20 protein-coding genes are annotated in these 24,274 nt (G+C 52.9%); 13 read left to right on the forward strand and 7 right to left on the reverse strand.

The features are described 5' to 3' along the window. Positions 1-378: 378 nt before the first annotated feature. The gene (locus IGR76_13805) at positions 379-996 is read left to right on the forward strand and encodes a L,D-transpeptidase (protein MBF2079552.1); all 618 of its coding nucleotides are present in this window, start codon (positions 379-381) and stop codon (positions 994-996) included. A 38-nt stretch (positions 997-1,034) separates the two neighbouring features. Here IGR76_13805 and IGR76_13810 read toward each other — a convergent pair whose 3' ends face one another. Both IGR76_13810 and IGR76_13815 read right to left on the reverse strand, forming a co-directional pair. After that, positions 1,035-2,132: a tRNA (guanine-N1)-methyltransferase gene (locus IGR76_13810; GenBank protein ID MBF2079553.1), complete on the reverse strand. Its 1,098-nt coding sequence runs from the start codon at positions 2,130-2,132 to the stop codon at positions 1,035-1,037. Between the two features lie 69 nt (positions 2,133-2,201). Further along, complete coding sequence (locus IGR76_13815) at positions 2,202-6,116, reverse strand: polysaccharide biosynthesis tyrosine autokinase (protein ID MBF2079554.1); 3,915 nt, start codon at positions 6,114-6,116, stop codon at positions 2,202-2,204. Between the two features lie 554 nt (positions 6,117-6,670). On the opposite strand from IGR76_13815, the gene pilM reads away from it, so the two are divergent. The 10 genes from pilM to IGR76_13865 all read left to right on the forward strand — a co-directional run bounded on the left by pilM (position 6,671) and on the right by IGR76_13865 (position 20,284). After that, the gene (gene pilM, locus IGR76_13820) at positions 6,671-7,783 is read left to right on the forward strand and encodes a type IV pilus assembly protein PilM (GenBank protein MBF2079555.1); all 1,113 of its coding nucleotides are present in this window, start codon (positions 6,671-6,673) and stop codon (positions 7,781-7,783) included. Between the two features lie 3 nt (positions 7,784-7,786). Next, positions 7,787-8,572, forward strand: coding sequence for a PilN domain-containing protein (locus IGR76_13825; protein MBF2079556.1), 786 nt, complete (start codon positions 7,787-7,789; stop codon positions 8,570-8,572). Continuing rightward, the gene (locus IGR76_13830) at positions 8,569-9,375 is read left to right on the forward strand and encodes a pilus assembly protein PilO (protein MBF2079557.1); all 807 of its coding nucleotides are present in this window, start codon (positions 8,569-8,571) and stop codon (positions 9,373-9,375) included. The genes IGR76_13825 and IGR76_13830 overlap by 4 nt, the downstream gene beginning before the upstream one ends. Positions 9,376-9,808: 433 nt before the next feature. Next, on the forward strand, positions 9,809-12,280 hold the full coding sequence (locus IGR76_13835; GenBank protein ID MBF2079558.1) for an AMIN domain-containing protein: 2,472 nt from the start codon (positions 9,809-9,811) through the stop codon (positions 12,278-12,280). A 107-nt stretch (positions 12,281-12,387) separates the two neighbouring features. Beyond that, complete coding sequence (locus IGR76_13840; protein ID MBF2079559.1) at positions 12,388-14,391, forward strand: hypothetical protein; 2,004 nt, start codon at positions 12,388-12,390, stop codon at positions 14,389-14,391. A 412-nt stretch (positions 14,392-14,803) separates the two neighbouring features. Next, positions 14,804-15,082, forward strand: a complete 279-nt coding sequence (locus IGR76_13845) for an HU family DNA-binding protein (protein MBF2079560.1) — start codon at positions 14,804-14,806, stop codon at positions 15,080-15,082. Between the two features lie 8 nt (positions 15,083-15,090). Continuing rightward, positions 15,091-16,191, forward strand: a complete 1,101-nt coding sequence (locus tag IGR76_13850) for a threonine-phosphate decarboxylase (GenBank protein ID MBF2079561.1) — start codon at positions 15,091-15,093, stop codon at positions 16,189-16,191. Positions 16,192-16,376: 185 nt separating this feature from the next. Continuing rightward, the gene (locus IGR76_13855) at positions 16,377-17,840 is read left to right on the forward strand and encodes an NAD(P)/FAD-dependent oxidoreductase (GenBank protein ID MBF2079562.1); all 1,464 of its coding nucleotides are present in this window, start codon (positions 16,377-16,379) and stop codon (positions 17,838-17,840) included. Between the two features lie 171 nt (positions 17,841-18,011). Continuing rightward, the gene (locus IGR76_13860) at positions 18,012-18,182 is read left to right on the forward strand and encodes a hypothetical protein (protein ID MBF2079563.1); all 171 of its coding nucleotides are present in this window, start codon (positions 18,012-18,014) and stop codon (positions 18,180-18,182) included. Continuing rightward, positions 18,179-20,284 carry a TIGR00300 family protein gene (locus IGR76_13865; protein ID MBF2079564.1) on the forward strand — a complete coding sequence of 702 codons (2,106 nt, stop codon included), beginning with the start codon at positions 18,179-18,181 and terminating at the stop codon, positions 20,282-20,284. Before IGR76_13860 ends, IGR76_13865 begins: the two co-directional genes overlap by 4 nt. Before the next feature lie 226 nt (positions 20,285-20,510). Here the strand turns inward: IGR76_13865 and IGR76_13870 are convergent, their stop codons facing one another. Continuing rightward, positions 20,511-20,678 (reverse strand): hypothetical protein, encoded by a 168-nt coding sequence (locus IGR76_13870; GenBank protein MBF2079565.1) that lies wholly within the window; start codon positions 20,676-20,678, stop codon positions 20,511-20,513. Positions 20,679-20,750: 72 nt separating this feature from the next. Beyond that, complete coding sequence (locus IGR76_13875; GenBank protein ID MBF2079566.1) at positions 20,751-20,963, reverse strand: hypothetical protein; 213 nt, start codon at positions 20,961-20,963, stop codon at positions 20,751-20,753. Positions 20,964-21,277: 314 nt separating this feature from the next. Between IGR76_13875 and IGR76_13880 the strand changes: the two genes are divergently transcribed. Continuing rightward, positions 21,278-21,463, forward strand: a complete 186-nt coding sequence (locus IGR76_13880) for a hypothetical protein (protein ID MBF2079567.1) — start codon at positions 21,278-21,280, stop codon at positions 21,461-21,463. Positions 21,464-21,564: 101 nt separating this feature from the next. On the opposite strand, the gene IGR76_13885 is transcribed toward IGR76_13880, so the two are convergent. Further along, positions 21,565-22,287, reverse strand: a complete 723-nt coding sequence (locus IGR76_13885; protein MBF2079568.1) for a heme oxygenase (biliverdin-producing) — start codon at positions 22,285-22,287, stop codon at positions 21,565-21,567. Between the two features lie 641 nt (positions 22,288-22,928). On the opposite strand from IGR76_13885, the gene IGR76_13890 reads away from it, so the two are divergent. Further along, the gene (locus IGR76_13890) at positions 22,929-23,423 is read left to right on the forward strand and encodes a hypothetical protein (GenBank protein MBF2079569.1); all 495 of its coding nucleotides are present in this window, start codon (positions 22,929-22,931) and stop codon (positions 23,421-23,423) included. 24 nt (positions 23,424-23,447) lie between these two features. Here the strand turns inward: IGR76_13890 and IGR76_13895 are convergent, their stop codons facing one another. After that, a complete protein-coding gene (locus IGR76_13895) occupies positions 23,448-23,801 on the reverse strand; it encodes a cytochrome P450 (protein MBF2079570.1) in 354 nt (117 codons plus the stop codon). Positions 23,802-23,834: 33 nt separating this feature from the next. Beyond that, the gene (locus IGR76_13900) at positions 23,835-24,239 is read right to left on the reverse strand and encodes a cytochrome P450 (protein MBF2079571.1); all 405 of its coding nucleotides are present in this window, start codon (positions 24,237-24,239) and stop codon (positions 23,835-23,837) included. Positions 24,240-24,274 lie beyond the last annotated feature (35 nt).

A 24,274-nucleotide genomic window follows, 5' to 3' on the forward strand; every position in this document is an offset into this window, starting at 1 on the left:
TCGACACCTGGACCGAGTTACTCTGCCATGCCGCCTGATTGGATAAAGTCGAGCTAAGAATCTATCCAAAATGTTGCGAATATCATATTCCACTGAACTCTGAATCTAGAAGTTAGTTTTCAAAAACTGATGACGTAGAGCAGAATGTATCAGACATCCCGAAGTTTAGAGGGCGATCGCCCTTGGAAAATGCTCAGGATGAACGTTTGGTTGCGTCGAGATCCTCGACAAAGGCGTAGGCATTCGATTTTCTTGTACAGGTCGTAAATTAAAGGGGTCACGGAGTTTTCGTATCCGGAGTATGCCTCTTTTGGGAAGAAGATAAGGAATAATTGGGAATAATCTATTTTTAGAATTGTGGAAGAGTAGGCGTTTGATATGGGAAGCAATATCTGGACGTGCCCTCCGTGGGGCTTGAAGTTGAGTACTCCGATCGCGGCGGTTTGCTTCGCATTCATCTCGAGCAGTGCCGGGTGGGCCACCCCTACTGTGGAGTCTGTAGCGGCAACCTCAACAACAACGACCCTCGGAACCGTAGCGACGATTGAGCCGCCACCGCTCCCCCCCCTCGGTGGAGCAGAGGAGTTTTTGCCTGTTCCATCCCCAGTGATTCAGCTTGTGATTCGCTTAGGCGATCGCCGCGTATACGTCTATGAAGGGGAGACTTTGAAGGACAGTTTTCCGATCGCCATTGGTCGATCAGGGTGGGAAACGCCTACAGGAACCCACGAAGTGATCCAGATGATCCAAAATCCGGCCTGGGAGAATCCGTTTACGGGAGATGTGATCCCTGGTGGCGATATTGAAAATCCGCTAGGGCAGCGCTGGATTGGGTTCTGGACGGATGGCACTAACTTTGTGGGATTTCACGGCACACCCAATGAAGAATCGGTCGGTAACGCTGCCTCCCACGGGTGTATTCGCATGTATAACCGGGATGTGGTGAAACTGTTTGAGATGGTGGAAATGGGGACGCAGGTGACCGTCGTTCCCTAGCTGGAATTAGGAAAAACCTAGCGGTGGCTCTTTCATGCCTAGAGGTGACGGGCAATCTGTACACAGGTCGGCAGGTCGGCGTTTGTTTTGAGGGCTTGGGGGTTGAAGTGCGTGGGTGAGGCGGCAAATCCTGCCTCCTGGAGAGCTTGAATCAGGCGCGATCGCCCTGGGATATCGTGCCCACTGCGCCGTCCGATCTCACCTAGCGTGTAAAAGAAGGGAGGGAGGGACACTTCCATGCTGAGCAGGTGGAGCAGGGTATCCGCCTTTTGCCAGTCCTGGGATTGGGCGCGATCGCGCATTGCGTCCAAGAAGTCCTGATGATGGAGTTCGCCTAACCATAGGGGGCCGCTCACGCTGTGGGGATGCTGATCATGGGGACAGTGCGATCGCCCCAAGTCGCGCCAGTCTACCGATTGGTAACTGCCGCAGCGATGACAATAGCCGAGGAACCCATAGGTGCTAGGGGAGAGGGTTGGTTTTGGCAAGAGGCGCACCATGAGGCGATAGGTTTGTCCCGTAAACAGTGAAAACAAGGGCTGAATTCCCAAGCCTTTTTGGGCGGCTTCTCGGTGTAGGGTGCCTAAAACAATCCGCAATCCTTGCTCGTGGATGGAGGGATGATGGCGGGCATAGGCTCCGTAGGTCACCACGCTGCTACCGGGCGGGTGTCCGGCAACGGTGCGAATATCGGTGCTGGTGATGTACAGCAGACCGTGGATCGCAACTGCCCACAGGCTGGTGCTGAGGTAGGGCAGGGCAGACCCAAAGCAATCGACATCGACGAAATCGTAATAATCCTGACGACCGTAGCAGTCAAAGAAGACGCGATTTGCATCCTGGCAGGTGACCTGTGCCACTTGGGAGGCGATCGCCCCCTCTAAATTTGCGCGCAGTTCAGACTCAAGATCGGGATCGCTATCGTTGACCCAAAGGGAATCGGCCTTGGCTTCGACCCAGTAGCGGAGCGATCGCACACCCGATCCGGCCATCGCATCCAACACCCGAAGCTGCCCTTGGCGATCGCGATGCACCATCGCGGCCAGCACTCCCAGATCGCGCACGATTCGGCTTTGGGGACGGAAAAACGCCTGCCGTACTTGAAACTGTGCTTGACCTTCCAAGTACCAAGACATCTGAACCCTCTCTGTAGATCGATGGTAACGGTTTCAGGGTAACGTGAATCGCCCAGGGCCTACCATCGGTTACTCGTGAAGTTCTGCGTCGTGGCGTGCCTTTTGATAGGCGTACTCACTATTGCTTTGATACAGCACCTTGCACCGCTGAGCGATGTCAAAGTTGGGATCACTTTCTGGCACCAATCCCATCAACTCAGCCGCCTGCTGCCAATGGGTAGAAAGATTGAGCCAGTCATCGGAAGTTTCTGCAGTTTCGCCTAGGCGAATGGCGTCTTGGGCAGATAGAACCGCGCGCTCAAACTGGCTACTCACGTACTGACTCAGAGTAACGGAATCCCAGGCGAGAAGTTCTTCTAGCTCTTGTTCTTCGAGTTCAGTAACATCGTCATGCAGGCCATCATCTTCGCTGTCCCAGTCTTCGTCATCCAGTAAATCATGCAGGTTATCTGCACTTAGAGCATGGGTGAACTCGTCATCTTGGGCGATCGCCCCACTATTGAAATCGAGATCAGGCGATCGCCCATTTTGGTCTACGGCTAGTCCATCCGACAGGGATTCTAGATCGGTCAGCGGGTGTTCATCTAGAGTTTCTGCCTCACGTTGAAGATCGGTAGGATTCTCAACCTCCTGATGGATAGTCCCGAAATCTGCTGGTTCAACCGTAGATTCCATTTCAAGAGTGTTGGCGCTCTCGGTTAAAGTCTCTGTATCAATAGACTCAACCATCGATTTCTCTTCAGGGTGAACTATAGCATCCAAAGGTTTTGATTCCGAGGTATCTGTGATACTTTCGGTGTCACTGGAGAGAATCAACGTAGACACATCTGAGGGGTCTACAAAGCCTTGTTCCTCGCTATCACCAACGGCATCAGGCAAAGCCTCTGATTCTAATTCCTCTGATTCAGAACCATCAGTTAGAGCCTCTAAAACATGTTCAGTCTCATTAGAGAGAATCAACGTAGACATATCTGAGGGCTCCGAAAAGTCTCCATCCTGCATCTCTTCAGCTATATCGCTATCCTCACCAGATGTAGATGAGATAGCTTCTACCCCAAGAGGTTCTGCACGATCGTCCGTTAACGGTTCTCTCTCTTCAACATCCCTGGATAAGATGGAGGTGGATGCGTCTTCAGACGGCTCATCCTCAGGTTGGTCAACCCTAGCGGTAAACTCTGCATCCTCTTCAAGGATCGAATCATTGGGTAATGCCAACGACTCTAACAGCCCTTGCGCTTCAAGGTGTGCCAATTCCTCAGCAGACAACTCCGTTCCTAGAGCCTCAGCCTTAACCATCGTTTCAGCTTTGTCTGGCGTGAAAGAGAGATTGGACTCTTCCGCGATCGCCCCCGATCCCGGATCAGGCTCAGACTGAAGATCTGTATCTGCCGCCGCCGCCAGGAATTCTTCTAGGAATGAAAACGGGGTTGGAGGTTCCTCATCGGCAAATGCGTCTGCGGACTCTTCGTAGATAAGTGTGGACCAATGATCCGAAAGAGATGAGGCCGGAAAATCGTGAGTTGGCTGATCGGTTTGCTCTACCTCATGATCTGCATCTGTCCCATTGTTTTCGTTGGATGGTGCGGAACTGATGCTTTCATGGTTATCGGCTGCTTCAATCTCATCCACCGCAACGCTGTTATCAAAGCCATTCTGCCCAAAGGTATGCAGCGTGTTATCCGATAGATCGGCTACGGCTACCTCATCCATGGAGAGATCCGCCGCATCGAGATCCGCATCTGTGAGGGACGGAAGGGCGATCGCCTCATCGGTTAGATCCTCTAGATCCTCATCTAACTCTGGTTCCAGTGGTTCTACAACGTCGTCTATTATTCCCTCTTCATTAAGGGCATCTGGAGCGACCGTGCTATCTGTTGCGATCGCATCACTCTCCGTTAACGCATCTAGATCGAGGGGTACAACCGTTGAGGAGTCCAGATCAGCATCTAAGTCTTCGTCTAGCTCGGCGTCTAATTCTAGGTGTACCTCTTCTAATTGTGAGGTGTCTAGTTCTAAGATATTTGACTCTAAGGCATGGATATCTGATGCCGTAGCGCTGGTCTCAGGGGCCGCTTCAATGTTCAATCCTGCATCTGTCAGAATAGATTCTGGGATTTCAGTACTGACATCTGGTTCAGTATCCAACCCGTCCGTGTCGGTTAGCGCAGAGACAGAGTCAAGATCTTGCTCTACAGCTTCAGTGTTCATGGTGGAAGCGATCGCGTCGTCAGAACCTTGCATCTCTTCTGGTTCTAAGAGGTTTGCCACATCCTCCAGCAGTTCTGCCTCTGGATAGAAAGATTCGGTCGGCTCTGCATCGCGGTCAACCGATCCCGCTTCATCTTCCGCTTGATCCAAGGCAGGAGCGATCGCCATCCGATCATTGCCAGTCGTTTCAGCGTCAAGAGGCTGGATCTGGGTATCGGCACTAACGAGACCTTCAGGTTCGATCGACGGTTGCAGATCCGGCTCAGAGGCGATCGCCCCTTGCGCTTCCAACTCCCCATCTAGAACGGTGGCACTGATTAACTCACTATCGATTGCCGGCGCCGAGGCCGCACTCACCATTGCCCGCTGCGCGTAGTATCGGTGGTAGCGATCGTAGCTGTAGGCTTTGGTGGTGTGGGAGCGAATGCCGTTGGCAACGATGCCCAACACTTGAACAGGCATCACCTCCAAACTATCCAGCGCTTGCTTCAGCTCCACACGGGTCGTTGTCCCTAAGCCCACCACCATAACCATGCCATCGGTATGCGCCGCCACCAGACCGCTATCCGTAAATCCCAACAACGGTGGCATGTCGTAAATGACCAGATCAAACGCATCCGAAAGCTCGTGCATCAGATCTCTCATCGCTACCGAGGACAACAAGCGCACCGGATCGGTCGGAATGCTGCCTGCGGGCAACACCTGCAAATTTTCATCCAAAGCGGATTGTAGACAGTCTTGCCAGGGGATCTGTTGGCCTAGAATTTCGCTGAGTCCAGCAGAGTTGGGAAGCTGAAGCCGCGCATGGATTTGGGGCAACCGCAAATCGGCATCCACCAACAAAACCCGCTGCCCCATCACGGCTGCCGCTTTCGCCAGGTTAACCGCTGTGGTGGATTTGCCCTCGGCGGGAATCGCAGAACTGATGACGAGCGATCGCACCGAGCGATCGCTTTTGAGAAAGCGCAGGTTCGAGTAGAGGGTTCGGAACGCCTCCAGGAACGACGCCATCTCATAATCGCCCATCCCAGAAATTGTGGGGTTAACAGGAGGAGAAATCCGACCCGGCTTTGCGGGTTGCAGCGTCTTGAAAAAGGGAATAATGCCCAGCATGGGCAGCTTCGTAAAGGTTTTGAGGCTGTCGGGGGAATGGAACGATCGATCGAGCTTCTCTGTTAATAAGGCGGCGGCGGCTCCCATAGATAGGCCAGCGATCGCGCCGAGGAGTAGTCCCCGCAAAATCTTAGGCGAAATGGGGCGATCGCCCACGGTCGGTGGTGAAACGATGACTGGATTGGAGCTAGCCTCTTGATACTGTTGAGCAATCTCGGTCAGCACCGCCTCGACTTCGCTAGGGGAACCACCCTGATAGCGAACTGACACATTTCGGCTATCTTGGGACGTCATCACGAGATTTTCCGACAGCGTTTGATAGGTCACGTCCGGATAGTCGGGGTTCAGAGATTCGGCGGTTGCATTCAAAACCGCAGGCAGATTCGGTTCGAGTTCACGGGATGCATCATCCACCGATTCGGTGCTGTCTGGAGAGAGGCGCACCTGCCCCTCATATATGTAAGGACGGGTCAGCGTCCATGCCCACACACCCGATGCCGCCGCTAGCGCTGCCGTGGCGATCGCCCATTTTCGGCGTTGAAAGATCTGAAACACGCGATCCGTGGCCGTAGCGTTTGCCCGATAGAGAGCATCCGCACTCAGCGATGGTTGGGCAGCAGGCTGTTGAACAGAAACGGAGGGTCGGTTGGATTCGGCTAGCATGGTAAACCCTGAAATCTATAGATAAGTTCAGCAATGGGTAAGAGCCTTTGATGTCGAAGCCTCTCGTTAACTCTTTACAGCGCTTCTATGCTTGACCCGTACAGTTTTGAAATAAGGTTGAATGGTTGCCGGAGGCGATCGCCCGATACGAATGTTCATCCCAACGCTCGGTTTCTGTGATTTTTAGCTACTATCGCAATAGGTTAAATTGTTGGAAATCGCAATTTTGCTGCGTTAGGACATTAAGCCATCCCTAAAGAAAGTCAGTCATGCACATGAGTCAAAAAAGACGCTAGATGTTCCGGCTGATCCGGATTAGGGCGATCGCCTATCTCCCATTTTTCATCAGGTTTGCGCATCCCTTGAGGGGTTCACTCACGCCTCTGCTCCCGACTCTCAAAACCGTGTAGTTTTGTATTCCCTGATCCATCCGGATAAATCTGAACTAAATTTAATACGATGCACTAGAATTAGAGTCAAAACTGGCGATCTAGCTGCAAACTATCCTAATGCTGTGGTTGCTCCCTATCGTATCTGGAACTCGTAGGTAAACCGTGACTGGCATTCTTAAGAACCTCGTCTCTAAAAAAACGAAAGGTATTGGGGTTGAACTTGCCCCCGATCGCCTTAACGTTGCTCAGCTTCGGAAAAAAGGCCAAGGCTTCCAACTGACAAAGTTGGTTTCGGCTGAGGTACCTCCCGACATTTTCCAAGAGGGGCGCATTATCGACACCCCTGCCATGGCTGAACTGTTGCAGCAAACCCTGGCAGAAAACAAGATTAAAGCGAAAAACGTGGCGACGGCCATTCCGGGTGGACGAGATACCATAACCCGCATCATTCCGGTTCCAGCAGAGCTGGATGATCGGGAACTGCGTGAAATGGTCTTGAATCAAGAAGCCGGACTGTATTTGCCCTTCCCACGCGAAGAAGCAGACGTAGATTATCAAAAGCTAGGCGTCTTTGTGGACGAAGACGGCATTGATAAGGTGCAGGTGCTTCTCGTTGCCACCCGTAAGGATGTTACCGATTCTTACATTGAAGCCTTTCAACTTGCAGGTCTATCGGTCAATATCCTAGAGATCAGCAGTTTCTCTCTGATTCGCACCATTCGCGAACAGTTGCGCCAGTTCAGCCCCCAAGAGGCGGCGGCACTCGTTGATATCCAGTTTGATAACACTGAAATTTCGATTACGGTAGACGGGGTTCCTCAATTTTCGCGGACGGTGCCCATTGGGACATACCAAATTCAGTCCAACCTGAACCGCGCTATGCACCTTCCCCCCTCTCGGAATACGGATCTGCTTCAGGGGATGACGATTCCAATTACGCCGATGGATAGTGTCGGTGTCCCTAGCACCGCCGGACATAACCCTAGTGCCACGGCCATGTTGCGATCGCTCGGAGAACTGGCCGATGAACTGCGACGCTCTATTGATTTCTACCTCAACCAAGGGGAAAACATCGAGGTTGCCCAGTTGCTCCTGGCAGGTCCTGGAGCCGCCATCGGACAAATTGATGAATTCTTTTCCCAACGCCTGAGTTTGCCTGCAAGTCGCATTGATCCGGTCTCTGCGATATCGCTAGATCTAGAAGAAGAGATTTCAGACGCAAAGCGGGTAGGCTTGGGAGTGGTACTAGGACTCGCGTTACGGGAGGCGTGGTAGATCATGTATAGCTTAGACATTAATTTATTAAACGATCGCCAAGAGCGACCTGCAGAAAGGGAAGGGCGCGTTCGTTCGAGCGAGGCTCAAGGGTCGGGGCCGCTCTATGCCGGATTGATCGCGGCGATTCTGTTGCCAGCCCTAGTGCTGGGGGCGTGGGCGTTTTTGAATTTTCAAAATAAGCAGCTTGAAGAACGCCTCACATCGGTGGACGGAGACTTAGCTGAGGTGAACCAACTCCAGGCACAAGTGCAGCAAATCAATCAAGAGCAGCAGGCGGTGGAAGCAACAACCCTGGCGCTGGCGAGTGTGTTTGACCGAATTAAGCCGTGGTCTGCCCTTCTCAAGGATATTGGGGAGCGCACGCCATCCAACGTTCGCCTCAGTGGGATTGAGCAGGTAGACGTTGACTCCTTGGGCACAGCCGGGGCAACTCCAGGGAACAGCCAAGGAGTAAGTGGTGTTGTGGTTCGCGGCGTTGCTCGCACCTTTGACGATGTGAACGATATGATGCTGTTGCTGAAGCGATCGCCCTACTTTATTCCCGACAAAACCAACCTAGCCAACGCGGAGTTGACCAGCGACCCCACCCAGATTGAGGTCATTGAGGGGGCGCAAGGCCCTGTTGATCTAGAAGCATCATTGCCTCAGGTTGTGCAATTTGAAATTGAAACCCAGCTTAGCGATGCAGCAGCATCAGAGCTATTGCCCCAGCTAGAACAGAACCTAGCGGTAGGTCTTACAGCCCGGATTCGAGCATTACAAGAGAGAGGAGTTCTTCAACCATGACGGCGAGCGGCGATTTTATTCCAGGCGACCCCCAAGATTTTGAAACAGCCCCAGCCTACCCGACACTGTTCGGGATTCAGCTAACGCCAAGTGTTAGCGGAATTTTGCTGGGACTGTTGGGATTGTTTGGGGCGGGATGGCTCTATTTCAATCTTCTCAGTCCTACGTTACAGACCAATCAAGAACTGCGCGCCAACATTGCTGAAAAGGAGGCGCTCCTGGTGGATCAAGAAGCGATCCAAAAGCAAATTGCGGACGCTAAGCAAGGGTTGGCAGAGGCTCAGCAGTTGCAGGAGGATGTGTTGGGGCTCTTTGCAACCGAAGATAGCGTAGACACGCTGTTATTGGATTTGAATGCCCGAATTCAGGCCGCCAACGCTGGTATTCAGGATGAAGATCGGCATGCCAAACTGACGCAATTTGAGCTTGTGCCGGATCAATCCGGCATCATCAAGGATGGATCCCTAGGGCCAGAAGTGGACAACCGATTGCAGCGTCGAGTCTATAACGTTGGCTTAGAAGGAGATTTTGAGCAAACGCAGTCTATTATTCGCAACATTGAACGCTTGCAGCCTTTAACGATTATTCGAAGCTACAAGTCCGAGATCGATTTAAACAGTCAAGTCATTGAAATTGATCCATCAGGACGGGTTGTGCAGGCTGCGCCCCCCCCCCGTTTGGATACAACGTTTGAACTTGATGTGTTACTGCCTGCCCCTGAGGGAACCTACGAGGCGGCTCAACAAGCGGCTCAGGCTGATCAAGCCCCTGCTGCAAATAATGAGGCAGCACCAGCGCAATAATCGCTTTTGCTAATGATAGGCATGGCGTTTAATTTTGAGATTTGAATTAGCGCCATTCCCGTTTCTTCAAAATAAATTGCAAATTTTGGTGTATTTTTTAGCAACTGCGATACTCTATAGATAGAGTAAGGTGAGGAATAAACTAGAGTTCAAGCTCTAAATCTTGCCTGACTCGATTAGTTATTTAAACGGTATAGATTGATATCATAGGGGGCGATCGCCCTTCTAGCGTTTAGTCGCACGTTCTTTGCGAATGGGATTTTCTATACCACTTTTTTAAGATAAATAGGTTTTATTTCGGTTGTAGAAGAGTTTGCTTTAGGTCGAGAAAGTTGGGTGTGTGTAATTCGTTTGAGTCTAACGAACGACTTTGAAGGAGGAGGGGACAGTGAAACGTTGTTTCAAGCTTGGTGGTGTTGTTAGTGGGAGTGCAATGCTGGTGTTAGCCACACAGCCAGTGTTTGCCGATTCTGCTTTAGTCACAGGGGTGGCCGTCAATCAAACCGATGCAGGCTTTACCCTGATGTTGGAAACCGATGCGAGCGATCGCCCACAGGTCTTTACAGTGGTGCAAGGGAATAGCACGGTTTCGGACTTGGTTAACACCCAACTCCAACTGCCCGATGGCAATGGCTTTATCCAAGAGAATCCGGCTCCGGGCATTAGCTCTATCAGTGTTACCCCATTGGACGAAAACAGTGTGCGGGTAACAGTCACCGGAACCGACAGTGCGCCGCCTGCCCAAGTGAATGAGTCTGAGTCTGGACTGGTGCTGAGCTTCGGGGAAGTCGCGGATGCTGGCACCTCAACCGCTGTTTCTGTCACTCTGGATGAAATGGAAATCGCCCAGAATGCGGTTCCTATTCCCGTACAGCCTGTCCCCGCGGCTCCGACTGCCCCCGCGCCTCAACAAGGCCAATCCCCAACGCCGCAGTCCTCGATTGCCCAGCTTACCTCCCAAGATGTGCTGGTTCCCAACCCAGAGATTTATATTGACGGGGTTCCGGCTATCAATTCCAACACCGTTTATGCGCCTCCGCTTCAGTCCCGCGCTGTTCCGCCACCGTTGGGTGATATTTCGGTATCCACCTTTGACTCTGCTCTGGATGAAATTGACCTGAATACCAGCGAGGTTGTGCCCCGATTGGTGTTGCGCGATGCCCCCGTTCGGGATGTGCTGTCGTTGTTGGCACGAGCAGCAGGGTATAACGTTGCCTACACGGACGAGCAGACTGATACGCAAGCCTCTGGGCAACAAGAACCCCAAGAAGTGCGAGTATCGCTTGATATCGAGAATGAGCCTGTGCAAAACGTATTTAACTACGTGTTGCGGATTGCAGGACTGGAAGCAAATCTCGTCGGTCGGACGGTTTTTGTAGGGCCACGTCTACCGGATGATGCACGAAATGTGATTGCTCGTACCCTCCGGTTGAACCAAGCCATTGCTACTGACGCTGCTAACTTCTTGGCAACCCAAGGGGCGGAAGCACGGGTTCTCTTCGAACAAACAACGCTTGCAACACTTGGTGATGGTCAAGCGGCTCAACTTGTTGAAGTCGCTGAGCCTCCAGAAATTATTGCAGTTGACGTGCCTCCAGGAAATGGCCCTCTCTTATTGGCGGGACTGTCTGTAACCACCGATCCCCGTCTCAACTCCATCACGTTAGTGGGTTCACCTCGTAAAGTACAAATTGCGATGGACTTATTATCGCAACTAGATTTACGTCAACGTCAGGTTGCAGTGAACGTCAAGGTTGTGGATGTCAACCTCCTAGCCACGGAAGATTTCAACACCAGTTTCTCCTTCGGCGTGGACGACGGATTCTTTGTCAGTGATGGCGGTGCTGCCACCTTTGTATACGGAGAGGCACAGCCCCCCAGCATTACTGATGTGCAGCGGAGTCCGTTTAACCCGCCGATTACGCCCAATATCTACCCAGAAGCATCGGATGGCTTTACGGGGGTAGAACTGGCCCCGTTCCTCGATGCCCAGCCTGATGCCCCCTTTGGGCAAGGAACACCCCAACCCTTCGGCACACCGCCGTTCAACCAAATTACGGGGGATGAGCAAACTGGAACCCTAATTCCCTACACCGACCCTCGCCTCAACGACGGCACCATTCAGTCCTTTGCAGTTCCCGTATTTGACAATAATGGCAATATCGTAGGCTTCCAAACCCAACCTGGTATTGCCCTGCGCGGCCCCTTCGGTACCGACGAAAACCCCCTTCAGCCCGGTGTCACCTCCATTCAGGGTGGACAGGTTGAGTACGGCTTGCCGAGTCTGTTCCAGTATCCTAGTGATTTCTTGTTCCAGCTAGAGACCCAGGTGCGGAATGGGAGTGCTAAGATTCTGACCGATCCGACCTTGACCGTTCAGGAAGGGCAGCAGGCCACTGTCGCCTTAACACAAGAGGTCTTTGGTGGAATCGAGCGCGATATCTTCCTGGAGCGCCCGATTATTAAACAAGCGGGTCTCACCCTGGGCATTGTCATTAATCGGATTGACGACAATGGTTTTGTCACCATGCAGGTTAATCCGACCGTGACATCTATTGGTGGTACTGCAACAGGGCCAGCATCGCAGGGAACCATTACCCTCCTGCAAACCCGATCGCTCGAGTCTGGTCAAATTCGTCTTCGCGATGGACAGACTCTAATCTTGGCTGGAATTATCCAGGATCAGGATCGAGTCGATATCTCGAAAGTGCCTATTTTGGGTGATATTCCCATCCTGGGTGCCCTGTTCCGCAGCACCAACCGCACCAACGAACGCCGCGAGGTCGTTGTGGTTGTGACTCCACAGGTCATTGACGATTCCGATCTGTCGAATTTTGGATATCGGTATACCCCTGGTCGGGATGTGCGCGAGATCCTGCAACAGCAGGGCGTTCCGCTCCAGTAACCATGATTTCAGGGAAGCCAATCTCTACTCTCCGTTAGAGTGGCGGTTGGCTTTTTAGTTCAGCAGAGGTAGGGTTTCCTCCTCCAACCGCATTCGAGGCAACGTGCATGGTGGACAATGCTGGAAATACTTTAAGAAATGCTCAGGATCTAGATCTGGACTACGGCGGATTCACCCGAAATTTTGATCGGGTTACCCAACGGGATTCCGTTGATTTTTACCGAATCAAGGTTAAGCCTCGCAGTGCCCTTACGATTTCGGTTACGGGGCTGCGCCGTGCGCCCAACCTGCGCCTGCTCGATGCCGATGGTGATCTATTTGCCAAGCCGCAATTTTCTAGCCCTCCGGTCAATACCAACACCTTGCAGCGGATCTCAGTTCCCAAGGGCACCTATTTCATTAAGGTGGCCTACAGTGGCAAAAATACCCAATATCGGCTCAATGTTGGCGCGTTCAAACGCAAAGATCGGCGATCGCCCCGCAATGATCCCGATGGCCCCGGCGGCCCCAATAACGACCTTGCCCCCTACCGTCCCCAAAACGGACGTCCGATTCCGGCTAGTGTTCAGCCCATCACCTATTCGGACTTTGCTGGACCAAGCGATCGCGTTGACTTTTATCAGTTCCAGCTCCAAGAAAGACGGTACATTCAAGCCATTCTCTTTGATCTAAACAACCGTGCCAATATTGCCCTGCTGGATAAAAATCTTAACGTGGTTGCAGCAGCGCGCGATCGCGGCAACGATCCTCGCGAAATCAATCTCCGCGTTAACAAAGGCCAATACTACCTGCGCGTAACCTACGCAGACAAGCAAACGCGGTACAGCATGACCGTCTCCGCCACCCCCCGCAAAAACCCTTATTTCCCCGGCGGTGGTGGCGGTGGTGGTAGTCAGGAAGAGTTTCTGTTTGGGCAAATCCGCGACATTTTCCCTGGATCTGCCTCTAGCATTGGCGACTTCATCCCCGACTCTGCCCGCCCCGAAACCTTTACCGAGGTCAACGGCACCCTATTCTTCGTTGCCGACAATGGCACCTTTGGGTCTGAGCTATGGCGCAGCGATGGTACCGAGCAGGGTACACAACAGGTCAGAGATATTTATGTGGGCCGAGATGGCTCGAACCCATCGGACTTGGTGAACGTAGATGGTGTCCTGTACTTTGCGGCGGATGACGGTATCTTTGGGCGCGAACTGTGGCGGAGCGATGGCACTGAGGCCGGAACTGAGCTTGTCCTTGACCTGAATGTGGGCAGTGATTCCTCTAATCCCGCTGATCTTGTTAATTTCGGGGGGCAGGTCTACTTTGCGGCAGATGATGGCATCTTTGGGCGCGAAGTCCACAGCTATGATCCGGTTGCCAATCGCTCCACGGTACTGGACATCAAGCCTGGCCCCAACAGTTCCGACCCCACCGAGCTAACCGTATCGGGTCAAAATCTCTTCTTCGCTGCCCAGAACTTGAACGTTTTTGGGCGCGAACTTTGGGTCAGCGACGGAACCTCCCTCGGAACCAAGATTATTAACATTAACCGCAGTCCGAAGCAGGGATCGAATCCGTCAGATCTGGTGGATCTCAATGGTACCCTGTACTTTGCCGCCGATGATGGCATTGTTGGGCGTGAACTGTGGGAAAGCGATGGTAGTACTACGATCGACGATGGGACTCAGTTGGCTGCTAACATCAATGTCACAAGTAACCGGGCTAGCTCTAACCCCTCCTGGCTCGCTAACGTTGGCGGTACCCTATACTTTGCCGCCGATGATGGCACGGTGGTTGGTCGCGAACTTTATCGCTACAGTCCCACAGACAACGACTTTTCCTTGGTTGCAGACATCAACACCACGCCCAACGAAGGTTCGGATCCGACCGACCTCCTAGACTTTGACGGGACGCTCATTTTTGCCGCCAATGACGGCACAGTGGTTGGTCGAGAGGTTTACGTGAGCGACGGCACCAGCCGCACCACCCGTCTTGCCGCAGATATCAACAACACACCCAATGAAGGATCGGATCCGTCAAACTTTACGGTCATTAACGGGATTGTGTACTTTGCCGCCGATGATGGGATCTCTGGGCGAGAACTTTGGGGTTTGGCAAGGAGCGCTTAAAAAAACTTTTCACTTCTGCTGAATAATGTGATTAACATCACTCAACATTTGCGATCGCCAAGGCATTCTTTGGCGATTTTTTTGTCAACTCGCCTGTGAGAGCAAAAAATTAATTTGACGCTACATGTAGCGTTTTAGCACATAAACCGTAACAAAATACTCCATTTCTAACGGGGTGTCCCCCCCAGATGTAGAAAATTTTTCTAAAAATACCCTGAAATCCATATAAATTAAAGCTTTTATCCATCCATAATGCTAAAGTTGCTTTTAGAATAAAGCATTGAAAAATTGATTCTGGTGAAGTTTTAGGGATTACGATCAATTTCGATATCCCGATCCAGAATCAGCGATCGCACACGATCGCTATGGTGGCAAAACACGTTTAGCCTCGATGAAGTAATAAGGAGATCCTATGAACAAAGGTGAACTCGTTGATTCCGTTGCCGGAAAGGCCAATGTCACTAAGAAGCAGGCCGATGCCGTCCTCACGGCTGCAATCGAAGCCATTATGGAAGCGGTTTCCAAAGGTGAGAAAGTAACCCTCGTTGGCTTTGGTTCCTTTGAGCCGAGAGAGCGAAAGGCTCGTGAAGGCCGTAATCCCAAAACTGGCGAAGCGATGGAGATTCCAGCAACAAAGGTGCCTGCCTTCTCGGCTGGCAAGCTGTTCAAAGAAATGGTGGCACCCAAATAGCGGTTCGGGTGTCTAGTCAGTCGTTAGATCGACCCCATCACGGGGGAAATCTCATCTGGGCAGCTCAGCTCAGTGGGACTTCCCCCAGTTCTATTTTGGACTTCTCGGCCAGTATCAATCCCCTAGGGCCGCCCGCCAGTGTTCTGAGCGCGATTCAGCACCAGATCAATCAGATTCGGGTCTACCCCGATCCCGATACCCATGAATTGAGAACGGTGCTGAGTGCGTTTCATCGCGTTCCGGCTGACTTCATCCTGCCCGGTAACGGTTCGGCGGAGTTGCTCACCTGGGCCTGTCGGGAACTGGCGGAGTGCGATGCTACCTATCTGATCACACCTGCCTTTGGCGATTATCGGCGGGCTCTCCTGGCCTTCGATGCGACGATCGCCCCTTGCCCCATCGCCATACCTTCACCCCCTCCCGCTAATACCGCCCCCTTCATCACCGCTTTAAAGACCCTCCTAGACGCTCCTCCACAGGCAGGAGTACTGCTCAACAATCCCCATAACCCAACGGGGTATTTGGCCTCGTTAGACGTCCTCAGGCCGATTCTGGAGCACTTTGCGCTGGTGGTGGTGGATGAGGCATTTATGGATTTTTTACCCGGTGAACCCGAAAGTGTAATTCCCTGGATTGAACACTACCCCAATCTCGTCGTTTTGCGATCGCTCACCAAGTTTTACAGCGTGCCGGGACTCCGGATTGGGTACGCGATCGCCCATCCCGATCGGCTAAAGCGCTGGCAGCGGTGGCGCGATCCGTGGAGTGTCAATGCCTTGGCAACCGTGGCGGCGATCGCGGCGGTACAGGATCACGACTTTCAGCAGTGCACCTGGGACTGGCTATCCGAGGCGCGATCGCAATTATTCCAGGGCATCCAGGCGATTCCCGGACTCCACCCCCTGCCCGGTGCGGTGAATTATCTCCTCGTTCACAGTTCCGTTTCCGTCCCGGATTTACAATACGCACTCCTCCAACAGCACCAGATTTTAATTCGGGACTGCCTCAGTTTTCCAGAGTTGGGCGATCGCTTTTTCCGGATTGCAGTACGCACGGTTGCCGAAAATCAGCGATTATTGTCAGCATTAACAGAACGATTACCCACGTAATGTGCAACTTTTGCCGAACGATTACAAAGACTGCCCTCACCCTCGCCCTCGCCCTCTGAGAGAGGGAACCAGAACTGTCCGAAAGCCCTTCTCCCCCAGGAGAAGGGTTGGGATGAGGGCGCATTAGTTGCACATCGCGTATTACCCGCTTTCGGGCACAGCAACAGAACAGATGATGGTTAAGCATGGCCGTTGACTACGACATCGTAATTTTAGGAGGCAGTGCGATCGCGCGGTATGCGGCATGGCAGGCGGCACGGCTGCAGGCGCGGGTTGCCCTGGTTGAACCCGAAGATGTCACCCTCCTGGAATCCCATCCCCTCTACGCCATGCGCCAAGCCGTTTGGATGCAGTGGGCGGCGCAGCAAAGCCCTAACCCGCAGCAGCTTTTCCAACAACTTTTATCCGACTCCCCCACAGCGGAACCGTGTGATATTGCCCAGGGTTTAGAGTGGGCCACCAACGTCGTTGATGTCTATGCCGAGTGGCGATCGCCCGCCCGCCTAACTGCGGCTGGAGTAGACCTGATCATCGGTCAGGGTGAATTTTGTCGTCGTCCGGCGTGGGGCGTGATGGCTCACGGTCGGCTGCTGCGTGCCCGGGCCTACCTGCTGGCTCCTCCCTCTACCATGAGTACCCGCGTCATGCGGACATTGGATAACCTGGACACCGTCGATTTTTGGACGCCCGATTCCTTCTGGATGTATCCGCCAACCCAGTTACCCCAGCGGATGGTGATGGTGGGTGGCACCGTACGGGGCATCGAAATGGCGCAAACCCTCGCACGATTGGGGGTTGAAATCACCCTCGTGTGCGATCGCCCCACCCTGATGCCGGAGCTAGATACAGACCTCAATGCCGGACTGCAAACGCTGCTGGAGGCCACCGGAGTGTCCGTCTGGACGAATACCCACCTCAAATCCTTATCAGCTCCCAAGCCCACAGATCCAATTCATCTCACCTTGGCGCACCCGTCGCTACCGCCCCAATCCTTGAGTACGGATGGACTCGTGATTGATGCGCCTCTAGAACCACTGCTCACCCCGCTCAATCTCGAAGCCGTTGATCTGGATCCCAACGCCCTAACCGTGAACGATCGCCTCCAGACTGCGAATCCCCGCATCTACGCCCTAGCACCCACCCCGAATGCTGGCGATCTGACGGTCTATGCCGATCTGGCGATTCATAATGCGCTCTTTCCCTGGACGCGATCGCTCCGATCCGTTGCACCGCTGCGCGTGCTCTACTGCGATCCGCCCCTTGTCGCCTTGGGACTGACAGAAGCGGAAGCCCAGCAGCGCTACGGTAACGACGTGGTGACCCTTGTGCAGCCTTTCACATCCCTCCCGGCTGCCCATATCCGAAGTGACCTCACAGGCGTCTGCAAGCTGGTCTTGCGTCGGAATGGCAGACTGCTAGGCGCTCACGTGCTAGGCGATGGCTCCCTAGAAATGGCCAGCGCGATCGCCCTCCTCATCCAAAACCACGGCTCCATCCAACACCTCTTGACCCTGCCCCTACCCGACCTCAGCTTTGCAACCGTGCTAAAGCAAGCGGCCTACATGTGGCAACATCAGCAAAACGCCCACGGACTGCGTCGGGATCTGCTAGAAGGCTGGTTTGAATGGGTGCGATCGTGGACTCGCTAGTCTGAAAGTAGATCATGGCTGAAGGTTAAGATTTGACGACATACGGATGCCGCATGATCCGTCAAATGCGCTCAGGAGAGTAATATAGATCGTTGTGAAAATTCACTGTAGTCAGAGCCAACAGGCAATAGATCGGGTGTATTGACCTCCATTCCTACCTGGAATCTTGTGATGCCCTTATCTTTAGCCCCGTGGCGATCGCTCCTGGATTGCGCCAGCCCGTTTGCTCAAGACCTAGCGGCACCGTCTGCGTTCCGTCTGAGGGCAATACGCTATCGCAATACCGTTGAAAATACTGTCCATGTTAATCTCTACACCGCAAACGGCAAAGCTAAGGTATGAGTGCTTCAATTCGCTTCCTTATGTGTGCTCCCCATCATTACGATGTGGATTATGTCATTAACCCTTGGATGGAGGGTAATATCCACAAATCCTCGCGCGATCGCGCTGAGGATCAATGGGAACGCCTCTATCAAGTCATCGCTGAGCACGCAACCGTCGATTTAGTAAAGCCTCAGCCCGGTGTGCCGGATATGGTGTTTACCGCAAACGCGGGGTTGGTGTTGGGCGATCGCGTCGTCCTCAGCCGCTTCTACCACCCCGAACGGCAAGGCGAAGAACCTTTCTTTAAGGAGTGGTTCGAGTCCCAAGGTTTCACCGTTTATGAACTGCCTAAGGAACTGCCCTTTGAAGGCGCAGGCGATGCCCTGTTTGATCGCGAAGGTCGGCACCTCTGGGCAGGCTACGGCTTCCGCTCTGAGCTAGACTCCCATCCCTACATTGCTAAGTGGCTCGATACTGAGGTGCTTTCCCTCCGCCTCATTGACGAGCGCTTCTATCACCTCGACACCTGCTTCTGCCCGCTCACCGACGGGTACTTGATGTACTACCCCCCGGCATTTGACGCCTACTCCAATCGCCTGATTGAAATGCGGGTTCCTGCCGAAAAGCGCATCGTTGTTGAGGAACCGGATGCCGTCAACTTTGCGTGCAATACCGTGAATATCGATCGCCTGGTGATTATGAACAAAGCCAGCGATTCCCTACGCCACGAACTCAATACGCGCGGATTTGAAATTATTGAAACGCCGCTGACGGAATTCTTGAAGGCGGGTGGTGCGGCCAAGTGTCTCACTCTGCGCGTCACCGAACCGATTCGTCCAGAAGTTCACGCCGCCGCGTCGATCGAGAGTCGCACCGTTCAGCTGATTGGACACCTGCTGGATTCAGGGCTGATTAACCGTGCCCTGGATGTAATTACCGAAGGGGGTGGCAGCTTCCAGGTACTCAACTTCAACCTGGGCGAACAGCGACAAAGCACCTCTAGCGCCGAAATTCGCGTGTCGGCTCCCACCTTCGACGTGATGGAAGAAATCATGTCGCAGCTCATCGATTTGGGAGCGGTCGCCCTACCCCAAGAAGTGTGCGACATGAACCTACAAACCGTCACCCAAGACGGGGTTGCTCCGGATGATTTCTACGTCACCACCATTTATCCCACCGAGGTGCGCGTTCACTGCGAGTGGGTGCTGGTGCAAAATCAGCGCATGGATGGCGCGATCGTGGTGAATCCCGATGGCGAACCAAAGGCAACCTGTAAACTGCTCCGTGACCTGAAAGTGGGCGATCGCGTCGTGGTCGGCGTCGAGGGTATTCGCACGGTTCGCAAACCCGCCGAACGGGATCAGCGCAAGACCTCTCAAGAATTTACCTTTATGGGTTCAGGGGTGTCCAGTGAGCGCCGCGTGGAGCTGATCGTGGAGCAGGTCGCCTGGGAAATGCGGAAACTTCGCGATCAGGGCGGGCGAGTCGTCGTGACGGCTGGCCCGGTCGTGATCCATACGGGTGGTGGCGAACACTTAGCCCATCTGATCCGGGAAGGCTATGTCCAAGCGCTACTGGGCGGAAATGCGATCGCCGTTCATGACATTGAACAAGCGATGATGGGCACCTCCTTAGGGATGGACATGAAGCGCGGCGTTTCGGTACGCGGTGGCCATCGTCACCACCTGAAGGCGATCAACACTGTCCGTCGCTATGGCAGCATTGCCCAAGCGGTAGAACAGGGTGTGATTCAGAGTGGCGTGTTCTACGAATGCATCAAGAACAACGTACCTTTCTCCTTGGCTGGCTCGATTCGGGACGATGGCCCCCTACCGGATACCAAGATGAACCTGATCGAAGCTCAGGAAGAGTATGCCAGCCTGATCAAAGGGGCAGACATGATTCTGATGCTGTCTTCCATGCTCCACTCGATTGGTGTGGGTAACATGACCCCTGCGGGTGTGAAGATGGTCTGTGTAGACATTAACCCTGCGGTCGTAACCAAACTGAGCGATCGCGGCTCGGTGGAGTCTGTGGGGGTTGTCACTGATGTGGGCTTGTTCCTGAGTCTGCTGGTGAATCAGCTAGAGCGTCTCAACCGCCGACCCGTTGAAGTGTAGGTGTTTTAGCCCTGTTAGCTTTGAGTAAGGTGGGCACAGGGCTACTGCCCGTGTCCACCAAAACCTAGGGCAGAAATGGGCAAACTTTGCTGTGTATTGAAGTTTGGATTAATTTTCGTATCGAGGATGAACCGGACCGGTCTTCGGCGAACCTACCAAACTATCCGGTTCGGTTTGATTTTTGGATAGGGTTGTCCCTATCGCGGGAGCAGATCTGGACTCTTCTTCAGCACGCTCGATGAATTCCCATCCACCCATTCTGGCACCGAAGAGTGCAGGGAGAACCACAGACCACCCGAAACCCGATATTGTTGTTTTGATTGCCGGGTGTGTTCCGATGGCGGTTAGCGGAACGGCAGTTTCCAGGATTGTTATACCAGGAACCGCCCCGCATCAGCTTGGCTGACCTGCCCCGCTCGAATCATAGATCATTACTCCACGACTGACGAGAAGCGAAGGGTATGATTTAAGGTTTGGTAAACACCAAGTTGGAGAAAATGTCTTGGCGGAGATGCCAGGTGTCTGCATGCTTGAGATGGGCGTTCCAACTCTGGAGAGACCGGGTGATCTGTACAAACGTGATCCATCCTACAGCATAGCGTTTCTTTATCACCCCAACGGTCGGTACCGTGGTGATTGCGGTGATTGTCAGTAGCCAACGCCAAACCCTCACGCCCATAGAGTCTATCCCGAACGAATTTGAGACGAAATGAACCGTGGGCTGATTTTATCCCATGTTGTTCGGTTGAGGAGTGGTGCCGTTGGACAGGGTTTCACGGTCACCGATTCCTGCATTCACGTGAGTCCTGGTTTTCCACCCGCCCAATGATCACTGTATCGCCCTCATCGCCGCTGATTAGGGGCTGTAGCGAATCACGTTCGCATCCTGCATCAGAAAAGCGTCTAGGTGAAGCAAGTAGGCCCGTTGACCAAACCGATACAAGGAAGTGCGTTAGTTTATAGGTGTGTCCTTTGGCTCAAGGAGAACGAAGTATGTTTCCCTTCTGGATGTCCCCCTGCTGTTCATCGTCGTCAAAATCCTCCCATCGTCAGCAACAGTTGGAATTTCTAAAGTGGGTTCGTGACAATCTGGAGACTCGGCTTGCGGCTACCAATGCGGCGATCGCCACCATGGAGCGACAAATGAACGAGGAATCCCCCGAAAGCCCAACCCCATAACCTCATCGCCATCTCTAGGTGCAGAGGTGGCAAAGTATTACGCATACATAAAAACGTAGGGTGAGCCATGACCCACCCTACCCTGAAATCAAGGAACAAACTTACTCAGCCGTTGCCAGTTCTGCATCTGTGCTGCCGCGTGTGCGACGACGGGTGAGGGTATTGAACAACATTTGACCGATCGCCTTGATCAAGTTACCTTCCAGTTCCTTGAACATGGCCATATTGCGACCGAATGCCGCATTTGCTTCATCCACGATCGCATCAGCCATCGCATCATCAATGGGCAGCTCATTCAGCGCTTGGCGATAGGTATTCTTAAACTCCTTCTCGTCGGGAATATCCGCAAACTCGTAGAAAGCGGTTCCTTCGCCATCGGTTAGGTTCATACCTCGCTGAGCGATGCCTTTCAGGATCTGTCCACCCGAAAGGTCGCCCAAGTAACGGGTATAAGACTGAGCGATTAACAGTTCAGGCTGAGTGTTCGCCACTTCGTGAATGCGGTCAACATACGCTTGAGCGGCAGGAGAGGGCGAAATCTGATCGCGCCAGGTGGAGCCGAAATAATACTGCAAATCTTTTTCCAGACTGGCTTTGCGATTTAGCTCTGGGAAGTAGACCTTGGAGAGAATAGGGTGATCCTTATGGCGCTCCATCTCTTCTTCGATGGTGGAATAGACGAAGTAGAGGTTCGCAACCAACTTCCGATAGGACTCCTTTTCAACAACTCCCTTAAGGAAGCACTTCACGAAGCCAACGTTTTCTGCCATCGTATGGGATTTTTTCGTGCCTTCCCGAAGCTTAGTTGCTAAATTGCTGCTCATGCTAAATATCCTAAGTAAATGTCGTCACTCAACGCTAAATGGTTTAGATTTTTCCCAGCGCATCAAACACAGCCGACATATTCCTATGCCTGCTGTTCAATCACTTCCTAAATTGTTACAGTAATCCGATTGGATGAGAGCTTTTATTAAAAATGTTTACGGAGCAAGCGGGTAATGACTCCGATCCATCGGGAATTTGCGCGGGATAGCAGCGAAATTCAAAGCACTGAACCCTAATTTAAGACGGAATAAAGCGGGTTTGCCTTAGCCTGGGCGTCTGAAATATTGAGACAAGTTTCGCAATAGTTCTCAATACTTTGCTCCTTTTATATTGATGCCGAGTTCAGCGTTCCTGGTTTCAGATTCGGAGGAGTTTTTGAGTCGAACGATAAAACGAGTTCCACGCTGCCCGTGCTGAGGCATAGGGGCGATCGCGACGGGCGACACACCCTTGCTCAACGGCGTGCCTCGTTTCAGGATTTGCGAAGAATTTTGAAATTAAATATCTGTAAATGTCTTGCAATCAAGACATAGGCATACAGCGCTTGAAAACTCTATACAATCAGCGTTTTGCCACAATCTAGAGTGTCATATAGTATATCTAGATACAGAAATAAAAATATTTTTAGGCAGGGGGTACTATGAAACATGTTTTATGCGAGGGACAACCCATCCAGTTCTCACCTCATTTGGGTCAACGGCAAACGCTGGGAACCTTAGCCGGAGTGTCGATCGCAACCTTGTTAGCTGTCAGTGCTCCCGCCTATGCCCAAGAGTCCCAGGCAGCCTATTTGCCCCCCATGCCAACACCAGAGAATGCTTCGAAGCTAGAGTTGGAATGCGTGCCCCAAGGTGAGAAGTTTTTGTGCGAGGTTGCTGATGATGCCGCGATCGCTCCATCGTTGGATGATGCAAAATCCTCAGACAAGATTGCGGCCACAACCTCCCTCGCTGCATCATCAGACGCTAGCCGGATCCGCGTTTCTAATCTAGCGTTGGCGATCGCCGTATTCTTGTTTGGAAGCGTTGCCTTCAAAAGGATGATGCACCGTAAGCATGAAGGCAGTGATGCCGATCAACTGGAAAAACAGATCGAACTTTTAGAGCGAATTTGGCATAAAGGAACATCGGTCTAGCGGATCGCTGCCGAAATGATGGATTTATAACGGCTCAACCTGTATCTTGAGAGAGGAGGGTGGAGCCAGGGTAATGCCGCGCCGCTGGGGTTTTAGAGGGCGATCGCCCACCACCTGCATCCGAAATTGGGAGAGCAGGGTTGCAATCACCAGCTTCATTTCATACTGGGCAAAGGCCATGCCGATACAGCGACGATTGCCGCCCCCAAAGGGAAGGAACTCGTAGGGCGAGAAGGCGCGCTCTAAAAAGCATTCGGGCTGAAATTCGGTGGGATTGTCATACACCTTCGGGTTTCGGTGAACCAGATCAATGCAGGGAACCACCAGGATTCCGGGGGGATAGGTTTGTCCCTGGATCTCTAGCGGTTTTTCGAGCAAGCGCGGAAAGGTGATCGGCGCAACGGGATAGAGTCAGAGGGCTTCTTGGCAAACCGCGTTCAGGTAGGGCAATCGGGCGATCGCCCCTAGGTCAAACGGTTCGGATGCGATCGCAGGCTGCACCTCGTCCCGTAGCCGCTGTTCAATGGCCGGATTGCAATGAATCCAGTACAGTGCCCAGGACAGGGCAGAAGCCGTGGTTTCGTGTCCGGCCAAGAGGAGGGTCATCAACTCGTCCCGCAGTTCCAGATCGCTCATGCCGTTGCCGTTTTCATCCTTGGCGGCCAGCATCAGCGTCAAAATATCTTGCCGATCGGGATCAGGGTGGGCACGGCGATCGCCAATTTCGGCATAGAGCAACCGATCCAACTGTTCCCGCTGCCGCACAAACCGACCCCAAGGACTCCATGGCCCCCAGTCTTTTTGGAGCGATCGCATGAATATAACAATCCTATTTGGATTGTGAAATGTGC

This window comes from Synechococcales cyanobacterium T60_A2020_003, from assembly GCA_015272205.1.
Lineage (GTDB): Bacteria > Cyanobacteriota > Cyanobacteriia > RECH01 > RECH01 > JACYMB01.

Coding starts and splice junctions, on each gene's coding strand:
- IGR76_13805 (MBF2079552.1), top strand. CDS start 379: ATGGGAAGCAATATCTGGACGTGCCCTCCGTGGGGCTTGAAGTTGAGT.
- IGR76_13810 (MBF2079553.1), bottom strand. CDS start 2,132: ATGTCTTGGTACTTGGAAGGTCAAGCACAGTTTCAAGTACGGCAGGCG.
- IGR76_13815 (MBF2079554.1), bottom strand. CDS start 6,116: ATGCTAGCCGAATCCAACCGACCCTCCGTTTCTGTTCAACAGCCTGCT.
- IGR76_13825 (MBF2079556.1), top strand. CDS start 7,787: ATGTATAGCTTAGACATTAATTTATTAAACGATCGCCAAGAGCGACCT.
- IGR76_13830 (MBF2079557.1), top strand. CDS start 8,569: ATGACGGCGAGCGGCGATTTTATTCCAGGCGACCCCCAAGATTTTGAA.
- IGR76_13835 (MBF2079558.1), top strand. CDS start 9,809: ATGCTGGTGTTAGCCACACAGCCAGTGTTTGCCGATTCTGCTTTAGTC.
- IGR76_13840 (MBF2079559.1), top strand. CDS start 12,388: ATGGTGGACAATGCTGGAAATACTTTAAGAAATGCTCAGGATCTAGAT.
- IGR76_13845 (MBF2079560.1), top strand. CDS start 14,804: ATGAACAAAGGTGAACTCGTTGATTCCGTTGCCGGAAAGGCCAATGTC.
- IGR76_13855 (MBF2079562.1), top strand. CDS start 16,377: ATGGCCGTTGACTACGACATCGTAATTTTAGGAGGCAGTGCGATCGCG.
- IGR76_13860 (MBF2079563.1), top strand. CDS start 18,012: ATGCCCTTATCTTTAGCCCCGTGGCGATCGCTCCTGGATTGCGCCAGC.
- IGR76_13865 (MBF2079564.1), top strand. CDS start 18,179: ATGAGTGCTTCAATTCGCTTCCTTATGTGTGCTCCCCATCATTACGAT.
- IGR76_13870 (MBF2079565.1), bottom strand. CDS start 20,678: ATGCGGGGCGGTTCCTGGTATAACAATCCTGGAAACTGCCGTTCCGCT.
- IGR76_13875 (MBF2079566.1), bottom strand. CDS start 20,963: ATGGGCGTGAGGGTTTGGCGTTGGCTACTGACAATCACCGCAATCACC.
- IGR76_13880 (MBF2079567.1), top strand. CDS start 21,278: ATGTTTCCCTTCTGGATGTCCCCCTGCTGTTCATCGTCGTCAAAATCC.
- IGR76_13885 (MBF2079568.1), bottom strand. CDS start 22,287: ATGAGCAGCAATTTAGCAACTAAGCTTCGGGAAGGCACGAAAAAATCC.
- IGR76_13890 (MBF2079569.1), top strand. CDS start 22,929: ATGAAACATGTTTTATGCGAGGGACAACCCATCCAGTTCTCACCTCAT.
- IGR76_13900 (MBF2079571.1), bottom strand. CDS start 24,239: ATGCGATCGCTCCAAAAAGACTGGGGGCCATGGAGTCCTTGGGGTCGG.